Annotated in this window: 1 protein-coding gene and 1 pseudogene; both read left to right on the top strand. The window is 35.2% G+C overall.

Annotation, left to right across the window (positions count from 1 at the left end; translation table 11 throughout):
• Positions 1–228, top strand: a pseudogene (locus tag E2K98_RS31520) (hypothetical protein); the annotation flags it as partial.
• 649 nt (positions 229–877) lie between these two features.
• A complete protein-coding gene (locus tag E2K98_RS30435; protein WP_133340733.1) occupies positions 878–1,702 on the top strand; it encodes an MBL fold metallo-hydrolase in 825 nt (274 codons plus the stop codon).
• Positions 1,703–2,025: the final 323 nt, after the last annotated feature.

The following is a 2,025-nucleotide window of genomic DNA, read 5'->3' as shown; positions in this document are numbered from 1 at the left end:
CATGATGATGCCATGAAATTAGCAAACTCCCGTAAGGGATACTGGCGGATATCTAAAAGTGAGATTCTGCATCAAGCGATAACAAAAGAAAAACTCACAAAATGGGGATTAAAAGATATATCCCAACTTTATGAGTTACGATACTTAAAGATTGAACCGCCGTATACGGAACCGTACGTACGGTGGTGTGAGAGGTCGGGGATTAAATTTCCCCTCCTACTCTATTGAATAAATGGTAGTTTAGTTCAACAAAGAGAATGAAATAATTTCCGTATTAAAAAATTGATTGGCATTGTACAATACTCTTGTTCATAACAAAGAAAAAGTTAGTTTTAACATTCTTTTTATGGGCGGGGGTTCCAGTTTTTATAATAGGGAGTTTTGTATCAGAATTAACTTCTAATTTGCAATAATTCATCTTTGTATTTCAATTTCAGGCGGATTTCTGTTTTCTGTATTTTTTGTGCCAATCAATCTAAAAGTTGCCAAACATATTGCGAATATAAAGAATCGCAGTGTAATGATTTCTTTTATGCGTATAGAAATAATATGGATATTAGTTTGTTCTTTAATTTTTGCTTTAATTTTTAGTATCGTTATTCAATTATAGGGTGCAAGAGTTGTAGAACGAGCTGTCATTGTGGCAGCTTTTCTTATTGGACTAAAGGGGCAGGTTAGTTGAATAAGGAATATGTAGTTGCTTACAGAATATACATAATTAGGCAATGTGAAGATGGGAGCTTAAATGGATAGTGGCACTATTTTCACCCTGCTCGGTTCCAGAAAGGGCAGTTTACTTGAAGAAGGATTATTGGATTGTTAAGTGAATTTTAAAAGAGAGTAAATAGGAAGTGAATAAGTAAAGGAGAGATATTTTTTGAAAAACTTTATTTGTGAAACTTGTGGTGTTCAGTATGAAAGCTCAATTGAAGCACCAAAACAATGTTTGATTTGCGGGGAAGAAAGACAATTTGTTAGTTCCAAAGGTCAGGTGTGGACCACATTAGAAAAGCTGATAAAGGTGGGTACATATAGTAATATCATTAAGCTCCAGGAAGAAGGATTACATAGCATAAAGACCAATCCAAGTTTTGGAATCGGACAGACAGCATATCTTGTACAAGATAAAAATTACAACTTATTGTGGGATTGTATCACATATATTGATCAATCAACCATTTCACATATTAATAAATTAGGCGGAATTGATGCTATTGCATTATCACATCCCCATTATTACTCTAGTCAAGTAGAATGGGCTGAAACTTTCGATGCTCCAATTTACATACACGAAGATGATAAAGAATGGGTGACTAGAACCAGCGAGAAAATCATTTTTTGGTCTGGAGAATCTCTAGAATTGCAGGAAGGTCTTATCCTTCAAAGAATTGGAGGACATTATAAAGGCGGTACTGTTTTAGAGTGGAAAAATGGAAGCAGTCAAAAGGGAATTTTATTGAGTGGAGATATAGTACGCGTGGCGGCTGATCGTAAGTGGGTAAGTTTTATGTATAGTTATCCTAACTTCATTCCTCTGCCCAGAGTAACAGTTGAAAGAATTGCAGATAGGGTAAATGATTTTACATTTAATCGATTATATGACGCATTTAATCTGATTATTAGAGAAGATGCAGATTTGGTGGTTCAAAGGTCAGCAAAAAGGTATATTGAAGCACTAAATGGAACATTATTTAATACTTAATTTACTAATTTATTAGGAAAGCTTGAAGAACTTATAAATAAACTTTTTCCTCAAATTTAGTTACCTATACAAACCTGAACATTTGACAGTAAAGTTAGTAAATAGAGATGACAAGGGGAACAAATCATATTCTTCAATTAATGGGTGCTTGAGTTGAACAAAAGGGTCGCAGCTGCGGCTCTTTTTGTGCGACGGGCAGTCGCATGGAGTGTTGATCTAGTCGACACTCTTCTTTTCATTATCTGACAGAGACGTCATCTCGGTGAAACGACTGGTTGATGATGATGATACTGAATCCCAGATGGTGAAAGTCCATCTCCGAG

The organism is Bacillus salipaludis (genome assembly GCF_004358205.1).
Note: the sequence above shows the minus strand (reverse complement) of the source record. Positions and strands in the feature narration are given on the sequence as shown.